This window comes from Salinivirga sp., assembly GCF_055145285.1.
The window spans coordinates 1-8,694 of record NZ_JBSRDC010000067.1; the positions used below are offsets into that span (position 1 = coordinate 1).

At 39.2% G+C, this 8,694-nt stretch carries 8 protein-coding genes and 1 tRNA gene; 7 read left to right on the forward strand and 2 right to left on the reverse strand.

The genetic code is table 11. The features are described from left to right. Together ACTB0Y_RS14425 and ACTB0Y_RS14430 are read left to right on the forward strand one after the other, a co-directional pair. A partial coding sequence (locus tag ACTB0Y_RS14425; protein WP_463207540.1) for a serine hydrolase domain-containing protein occupies positions 1–458 on the forward strand: 458 nt, incomplete at its 5' end. 236 nt (positions 459–694) lie between these two features. After that, positions 695–1,069 (forward strand): GxxExxY protein, encoded by a 375-nt coding sequence (locus ACTB0Y_RS14430; protein WP_463207541.1) that lies wholly within the window; start codon positions 695–697, stop codon positions 1,067–1,069. Positions 1,070–1,133: 64 nt separating this feature from the next. Here ACTB0Y_RS14430 and ACTB0Y_RS14435 read toward each other — a convergent pair whose 3' ends face one another. Next, positions 1,134–2,156, reverse strand: a complete 1,023-nt coding sequence (locus ACTB0Y_RS14435; RefSeq protein ID WP_463207542.1) for an IS110 family RNA-guided transposase — start codon at positions 2,154–2,156, stop codon at positions 1,134–1,136. Positions 2,157–2,563: 407 nt separating this feature from the next. On the opposite strand from ACTB0Y_RS14435, the gene ACTB0Y_RS14440 reads away from it, so the two are divergent. The 4 genes from ACTB0Y_RS14440 to hemH all read left to right on the forward strand — a co-directional run bounded on the left by ACTB0Y_RS14440 (position 2,564) and on the right by hemH (position 5,401). Next, the gene (locus ACTB0Y_RS14440) at positions 2,564–3,175 is read left to right on the forward strand and encodes a fumarylacetoacetate hydrolase family protein (RefSeq protein ID WP_463207543.1); all 612 of its coding nucleotides are present in this window, start codon (positions 2,564–2,566) and stop codon (positions 3,173–3,175) included. 290 nt (positions 3,176–3,465) lie between these two features. Continuing rightward, a tRNA-Trp gene (locus ACTB0Y_RS14445) sits at positions 3,466–3,538 on the forward strand. Between the two features lie 410 nt (positions 3,539–3,948). After that, positions 3,949–4,350: a nickel-responsive transcriptional regulator NikR gene (gene nikR, locus ACTB0Y_RS14450; protein WP_463207544.1), complete on the forward strand. Its 402-nt coding sequence runs from the start codon at positions 3,949–3,951 to the stop codon at positions 4,348–4,350. A 49-nt stretch (positions 4,351–4,399) separates the two neighbouring features. Next, complete coding sequence (hemH, locus tag ACTB0Y_RS14455) at positions 4,400–5,401, forward strand: ferrochelatase (protein ID WP_463207545.1); 1,002 nt, start codon at positions 4,400–4,402, stop codon at positions 5,399–5,401. A gap of 575 nt (positions 5,402–5,976) precedes the next feature. Here hemH and proS read toward each other — a convergent pair. Then, positions 5,977–7,452, reverse strand: coding sequence for a proline--tRNA ligase (proS, locus tag ACTB0Y_RS14460; protein ID WP_463207546.1), 1,476 nt, complete (start codon positions 7,450–7,452; stop codon positions 5,977–5,979). A 100-nt stretch (positions 7,453–7,552) separates the two neighbouring features. Here proS and ACTB0Y_RS14465 point away from each other — a divergent pair. Further along, positions 7,553–8,694 (forward strand): hypothetical protein (locus tag ACTB0Y_RS14465; protein ID WP_463207547.1); only part of this gene is annotated, 1,142 nt, incomplete at its 3' end.

An 8,694-nucleotide genomic window follows, 5' to 3' on the forward strand; every position in this document is an offset into this window, starting at 1 on the left:
TTGACAACGATGCAGAATACTTTGCATTTCCCCGCAAGGCACTTTTCAACAAAATTGGCATGCGCAGCGCCGTTTTCGAAGTTGATGCATCGGGTACTTTCGTAGGTTCATCGTACCTGTACGCCACTATGCGCGATTATACCCGTTTTGGATTGCTGTACCTGAACAACGGCAACTGGCAGGGCGAACAGATACTGCCCGAAGACTGGGTGGAATATACCACTACAACAGCAAATGGTTCCGAAGGCGAATACGGTGCATTTTTCTGGCTTAACAAAACCGGCACCGACTACCCCGATGTACCCCGCGATATGTATTGCTGCCGTGGGCACGACGGGCAATTTATATACATCATCCCGTCGAAAGATCTGGTTATTGTACGCACAGGTTTCTCGAAAAAAGGCGAATTCGACCAAAATGGTTTTATAGCCGGGATAATTGATGCGATTGAGAAATAATAGATCGTTAGATTATAGACTTGAGACAATAGACTTGTTTATAATACACTAATGACTACTTCATAGAATTACCAATAGTATGATAAAGGATTTCTCTAATCACGAATTTAAAATTCGTGAATTCGTGGCATCATTAAATGTTTCTATTAGAATATAATTATTGATTAAATGCATTTTAAAAAATATTTATTTAAATTACAAACCCAAATATTTTAGCCACTAATTCACGAATAATAATGTCTGATATCATTTACAAAACTGAAAGCTACAAGATTATTGGAATATGCATGGAAGTTCACAATAATCTTGGCCCAGGATTTCTGGAAATTGTATATAAAGACGCTTTGGAATACGAGTTTAGTTTAGCTGGTATTCCATTTGAAAGAGAAAAAGAATATGCTGTAAAATACAAGGAAACAATATTGCCCCATAAATTTTATGCTGATTTTATTGTATATGATAAAATAATTCTCGAAGTGAAAGCTGTTTCTGAAATCTACGATAAATCAATTGCTCAGGCTATTAATTATTTAAGTGCTTCAGGCTGCAAACTTTCATTGATTGCCAATTTTGGAGAGCTAAGCCTTAATTATAAACGAATAATAAAATAAACACAAATATATTCCGATTACAATCGGAAAATAATTCGTGAATTCTAAGACCTATGCAAATTTTTTAGACGAAATTTTGTTGATAAATTTTCACATAGGGTGTTTGCCTTTTTATTACAGCAAATACCCGATTGATTAATTTGCATCGTATTGAATTGATAATCAAATTATGATCTTTCCCTTCGTCTGATTTTCGGTTATAATACTTTTTCATCTCTGGATCCCAGTTAATTGCTGAGTTGGCTCCGTTTGATAATAATGCCTTTACCTTCTTATTGGCCAAGCTACTCACCTTTGTCTTACCTCTAATGGATGTGCCGGATTCATTTTTGAATGGTGCAATACCAGAATAGCAGGCATATTCCCTGCCATTATCAAAACTCGTAAAGTTATTGGTTGTAACCAACATATAGGTTGCAATTACAAAGGCAATCCCAATGACTGATCTGGTCAGGTTGTAGTTTTTGTACAAGCTCTCATCGGATTTTATCAGGTCAATAATTTGTTTCTTTATTTGCACGATACGTTCCTCAAAATCGGTAATTTGCATTTCAATTTCTCGGGAAACCGATTTTAATCCACTCACCCGCTGATATTGCTGGTGACTTTTTAAGCTGTTTTTTAAAGAGGTGCAAATCCGCACCATTTGATCCCTGTAAGTGAGCAGTTGTTTAATCTGCAACAAAACACCCGAAGGCAGACTGAATGGCTGAAGTTTTGCTCTGTGGGTAAAAGCATAATCTGCGATCCTACGGGCATCTACTTTATCGTCCTTGCCCCTTGTAAGGCCGAGGCTTCTCTTGATCTTCAGGGCAGGTTCAACACAATAATCAATTCCCATTTGGCTAAGCCATGCAAAAAACAATAAACCGTAAGTTCCGGTATGCTCCATGCAAAACACACAATCCGTTAATTGAACCGTTTGCGTTTCAAGCCATGCAGGTATGGAATCAAACCCTTTGAAGTCATTGGTCACGACTTTATTCTTAAACCGGCCACTTTCTGCATCCTGTAATATGGCCAAATCGAGCTTGTCATTGGAAATGTCAACCCCGATAAAATGTTTTTTTTGCCTAAATTTGTCCATAATCAATAGTTTTAGAACCGGGAGTGGTTGTTCATGCTAACACCTTTAATAAGCCTTGAGCTTAAAATTCTAAATGGCGATTGCAACCATAAGGGGCTTTGGACTAATTCACGAAATGATACTTGGATCACGCATTCGTATAGTTCACCAAAGTCCCTTTCCGGTTTAAGTTATTAACAAACTTCAAAGTTATTAACTCCCCCTAAAACCCCCTATTTCAACATCATAAATATCATAACACTATTAACTTTTCTGTTTTGCTAATCTAAAGGCATTCGTGGCATCATTAAATGTCTAGTAGGATATCATTTTTGATTAGTATCCGGTAAAAATTTTTAATCAATGACACCATTTCTTTATTATATTTAAGCCACAAATTCACGAATTCTAATTAATTCAGAATAACAATGAAAATTATTTGTATAGGCCGTAATTACGTAAAACATATTGAGGAACTGAACAGTGAGCGTCCCGAAGAACCGGTGATTTTTTTAAAGCCCGACTCATCCATCTTACGCAAAAACCGTCCGTTTTTTATTCCCGATTTTTCAAATGATTTACACCACGAAGTAGAGCTGGTGCTCAAAATTGACAAAGTTGGCAAAAGCATATCCCGGAAATTTGCCACTCGTTACTACAGTTCGGTAGGGCTGGGAATTGACTTTACTGCCCGCGACCTGCAAAACAAGCTAAAAGATAAAGGCCTGCCATGGGAAAAATCGAAGGCCTTTGATTTCTCGGCGGCCATCAGCAACGATTTCATCCCCTTGGAAGAACTCGATGCCAATAACATTCGTTTCAGGCTCGAAATTAACGGCGAAACCCGTCAAACCGGTGAATCGAGCCGTATGATTTTCCCGTTTGATGAACTGATTGAACACATTTCGAAGTTTTTCACCCTTAAAACCGGCGATTTAATCTACACGGGCACCCCGGCAGGTGTTGGCCCTGTACAAATAAACGACCGTTTGGAAGGATATATTGAAGACCGTAAAATGTTCGACTTTCTTATAAAATAGATTGGAGATATGAGACGTGAGATGTGAGATGTGAGATATGAGACGTGAGATATGAGACGTGAGATATGAGATATGAGATTTGAGATTTATACAAAAAAATACGTCACTCGGATCTTGTGCAAGACACATCTGATTTTATAAATTGAATGTTTTTCAAGCATTTACAATGCATAGAAAAAACAGACTTACAAGCAAAGAAAAATAAAACGAAAAAGGTAGCCATTTTTTAAAAAAGGCCTTTGGCAGAAACAAGAATTGCGTTATATTTGCAGCGCTGTTAAGGCAAGCACACGGGTGTAGCTCAGTTGGTAGAGCACTGGTCTCCAAAACCAGGTGTCGGGAGTTCGAGCCTCTCCTCCCGTGCAAGTAAAACCCCGCTGATTGAATTGGCGGGGTTTTTATTTGCGGATATCACCCATCAATTTCAACTTTTTTATATAGTCAATACTTTCAAAAGCAAACGGTTGTTGTGAAATGATATCAAAGTATTTAAAATTACTAATCCTTAACTTATTTTGATGCAAATACACACCACATTTGAACCCAATACAAGTTCTTTGTATTGTTGTTTAAAACGTCTTAATTCTTGTTTTAATGGAACTTGCTTTACGAGAGGTGATTTTATAACACTATATTTCCAGTTCACCTGAAACGTAACGCCTGTTTTCTTTGGCTGAAACCGATATCACCAATATAAAAAAGCACTCCGATTAAACGAAGTGTTTTTTTATTTCTATTATCTTTGATAAACCATAATCCTAACCCATTTTATTATGTCTGTTACACGTTTCGGAATATCAATTGAGCAGGAGCTACTGGAAGCACTTGACGAATACGTTAAGAACAACCGGTTTTCAAACCGCTCACAGGCTATTCGCCACCTTATTAATAAGAATATGGTAGAACATAAATGGCAATGCGATAATATTGTCGCGGGCTCTATAACGCTGTTTTACGATCCGCACAAAAGAGAAATACTAAACCACATAGCCGAAATTCGTGAACGCTTTTTTAGCGAAACATTATCATCGCAACAAATTATGCTTAGCGAAAACAATACCCTCGAAATTATTGCCATAAAAGGGGCAGCACATAGATTAACCGAAATGGCCGACCAGCTCATTAGTATTAAAGGCATCCATCATGGACAATTAACCATGACCCGGGCTGAGTAAAAATATGACTCAAGCCAAGCAACCCATACTTCAATTTAAAATAAATCAAATGTCGAAGACAGCTGTTTTACTCATCAATGTTGGCACCCCCGATAAACCACAAGTAAAGGCCGTACGCCGGTATTTGCGCCAGTTTTTAAACGACAGCAGGGTGATTGACCTGCCATGGGCATTGCAAAAAATATTGGTCAACCTGATCATTGTACCATTCAGGGCCCCTAAATCAACAAAACTGTACCAAAAGCTATGGAATCCTGCTGGTTCACCATTGCTGACCAACATGATGGAACTACAAAAAAAGCTACAAAACAATACGGCAGACAATACCGGCTTTTTTGTTGCCATGCGCTATCAAAACCCGTCGATAGCGAAGGCCTTACAAAGCATCAAACAAAAACAATACGATAAAATTATCATCCTGCCCCTCTTCCCCCAATATGCCTCATCAACCAGCGGAACTGCCATACAGGCCGTTTGGAAACACATCAGTAAGTGGAATGTTATCCCAAAGGTAGAAACCATTAGCCAGTTTTATGACCACCCGGCATTTATCGATGCTTTTGCCCGTAAAATTAATACTTACGGGCCTCAGCACTACGATCATGTATTATTCTCGTATCACGGACTGCCAAACCGGCAACTGGAAAAAACACACCCGGGCGTGGCGGCTTTGTCGTGCCATTGTGCAGAGGAAATGCCTGCGCACGGCAACTTTTGCTACAAGGCCACATGCTACCAAACTACACGCCAATTAGCCGGGCGCTTAGGTTTAGCCAAAGACTCCTACTCTACTTCGTTTCAGTCGCGTTTATCAAAAAACTGGATGGCCCCGTTTACCGATGAAACATTGATAAAATTAGTTAACAACGGGCAAAAACGGGTTCTGGTTGTAGCCCCCTCCTTCGTTGCCGACTGTCTTGAAACTACGGTTGAAATTGCATACGAGTATAAAAAAATGTTCATCGAAAAAGGCGGAGAAAAACTTACAATGGTTGAAAGCCTTAATGCCGATGATGAGTGGGCTGAGGCAATATTGAAGATTATTAACTAACACTGTTGTCCGATAAATGACAAAAAATATAACAATGCTTTGCGAACCCTGTTTAAAACACTGATTATCAAGTTGGGCTAAAGCCCAGATTCGTAGATGTAAATCAATTACCCCGGGCTTAAGCCCGGGGCTATTGAAAGCCCTATAATACAGGGGCTTTAGCCCAATTATATATATTTTAACCGGACATTAGTGATTAACTAATTAATTTTCACCACTATTACTTTTAATTATCATATTTATTTTTTACATTGTATGAACTTTACAATAAATTACTGTTTTGTACAGTAAAAAATGGAGCCCAGAAACCATTGCAAAAATAACGGGGCGTAACCGAAAAGCCATACGAGTAGGAAAAAACTCTTAAACCTATGGAAGAAAATCAAAACATTCCTGTTCAGAACGAATCAAGTGTAGCAAAAACACTACACATAAAACTAAAAAAACCGTTGAAATTTAATATCTCAACGGTTTTTTTTATGTACAATACAACAACGCTTTTATTTAAAACACTAACATTTAAACTATTACAATCTAAGTCTATTGTCTCATGTCTAAAATCTAATAATCTATAACTAGTAAGCTATTGCAAACAACACCCGCTTGTTCGATGGTTTTCCGGTATAAATACATTTACCTTCTTCCTCTTTTGCACCGAGCGGAATGCAACGAATAGTTGCTTTGGTTTCATCTTTTATTTTTTGTTCTGTTTCGGGCGAGCCGTCCCAATGCGCTGAAATAAAACCACCTTTATTTTTCAGTACATCTTTAAATTCATCCCAGGTATCCACCTCGGTTGTATGCTCTGTACGGAAGTCAAAAGCTTTTTTGTAGATTGAACTCTGAATATCATCCAGTAAATTTTCAATATAGTCATCAATTCCGTCCATCTGTACCACTTCTTTTGAAAGGAGGTCACGACGTGCAACTTCAACCGTTCCGTTCTCGATATCGCGTGGACCGATAGCCAAGCGTACAGGAACACCCTTCAATTCATATTCAGCAAATTTCCAACCCGGTTTTTTAGCATCACTATCATCATATTTTACCGATATGCCTTTAGCCCGGAGCTTTTCAATAATCGCTTCAGCTTTTTCAGAAATTTGTGATAACTGTTCATCCTTTTTATAAATTGGAACAACAACTACCTGAAAAGGGGCAAGTTTTGGAGGGAGCACGAGTCCGTTATCATCAGAGTGTGCCATAATAAGCGCACCCATAAGACGGGTTGATACGCCCCACGAGCTTGCCCATACATGTTCAAGCTTGCCTTCCTTATTGGCAAACTGTACATCAAAAGCCTTTGCAAAATTCTGGCCTAAAAAGTGAGAAGTACCGGCCTGTAGGGCTTTTCCATCCTGCATCAAAGCTTCAATACACAAAGTATCTAACGCTCCGGCAAAACGTTCATTTTCCGATTTATGTCCTTTAATTACCGGCATAGCCATGTATTTTTCAGCAAAATCGGCATATACATTAACCATTTTGTATGTTTCATCTAAAGCCTCTTGTTTTGTAGCGTGGGCAGTATGACCCTCCTGCCACAAAAATTCGGTAGTACGCAAAAATAAACGAGTACGCATTTCCCAACGTACCACGTTGGCCCACTGGTTACACAAAATTGGAAGGTCGCGCCACGACTGGATCCAGTTTTTATAGGTATTCCAGATTATTGTTTCCGAAGTTGGGCGGACAATTAACTCCTCTTCAAGTTTTGCATCCGGGTCAACAACGATCCCGTTTCCGTCTTCATCGTTTTTCAACCGGTAATGCGTAACAACAGCACATTCTTTTGCAAATCCCTCAACATGTGCAGCTTCTTTACTAAAAAATGATTTCGGGATAAATAAGGGGAAGTAAGCATTTACATGGCCTGTATCTTTAAACATTTTGTCAAGCTGGGCCTGCATTTTCTCCCAAATTGCATAACCATAAGGTTTTATAACCATACAGCCCCTCACGGCTGAATTTTCGGCAAGATCGGCTTTAACCACCAGATCATTGTACCACTGTGAATAATTTTCACTCATTGAAGTTAATTCCTTCGCCATATCTTTTCTTTTGGTATAGTATTTGTTTAATTTGTAATACAATAAAGAGTACAAATAAAGCACAAAAATACAAAAATATAAAGCCTAAGGAGGACAACTTATGAAACGTAAATTAATCATCATCACAATTGCAGCATTAGTTGCCACAGCTTGTAGCACAAACACGCAAACTGCCGGCAATTATGTTGATGACCTTTATTACTGGCCGGGCGACGATGTTCCCGAAATCAGCAATGAAGAGCTCGCAGAACTGGAACAAAGCACTAAGCCTGACGACAACGTTGTAATTATTAGCGAATTAGGCAAAAACGAAAAAGGCTCTAAAACACTTGACAATTATATATATGCCGAGGATGAACCTGACTGGTACAACGAAGTCCAGGCTTATAACCTTAGCAATACACAAGGTGAAGGGCAAGATACAATTTTCATACCAGACGAAAATAATGGTGAATACGTTGTGAATAATTATTACATAAACGATCAAATGTCGTATGCCGACCGGATCAGGCGTTTTCACGATCCCTATTACTACGATCCTCACGTAAGCATGTCGTTTAATATGGGCTGGGGGTCACCTTATTATTCAAGCTATTACCATTGGAACTCATGGCATTATGACCCGTGGTATTACGACCCATGGTATTCTTCAGCATGGGGGTATCATTCACCATATTATGGCAGTTCATGGTACTATAACCGCTGGCATTCGCCATACTATCACAGCTACTACAGTCCATACAGCTACTATGGCAGCTATTACGGGGGTTACTATGGTAATTATTATCCCAACTACTACGTAAATAATAAAGATTACGAAGAAAGTAACCGCCGCTCGCGAAGGCCAAATACAACTTATAGCGATGGCGGTGTAGCCGGTGACAGAAGTGTAGCCGGTAATTACAGAGAAAATGAAACCATAAATAAATCGGCCAGAACTTCGAACCGTAGAAATGTTGTAAATGGCAGTAGTTCTGAACTGGCACAAAAATCAGCCACCACGGCAACACGCGGCGAACGTGCCGTTTTAATGGAAAAAAGACGCTCCACAACATCGGCAAGCCGCTCTGCAAGCAACGTTAGTAGCTCCGATGCCAAAAGCAATACCACAAGATCAAACAGTGCCATAACAACACCACGCCGCAATGTTAGAAGTTCATACCGTTCGGCATCAACCGGTTCAACAACCAGCAGCAAAAGTTATACGCCAAGTTACAATAAACCACGCACTAACACACGTGC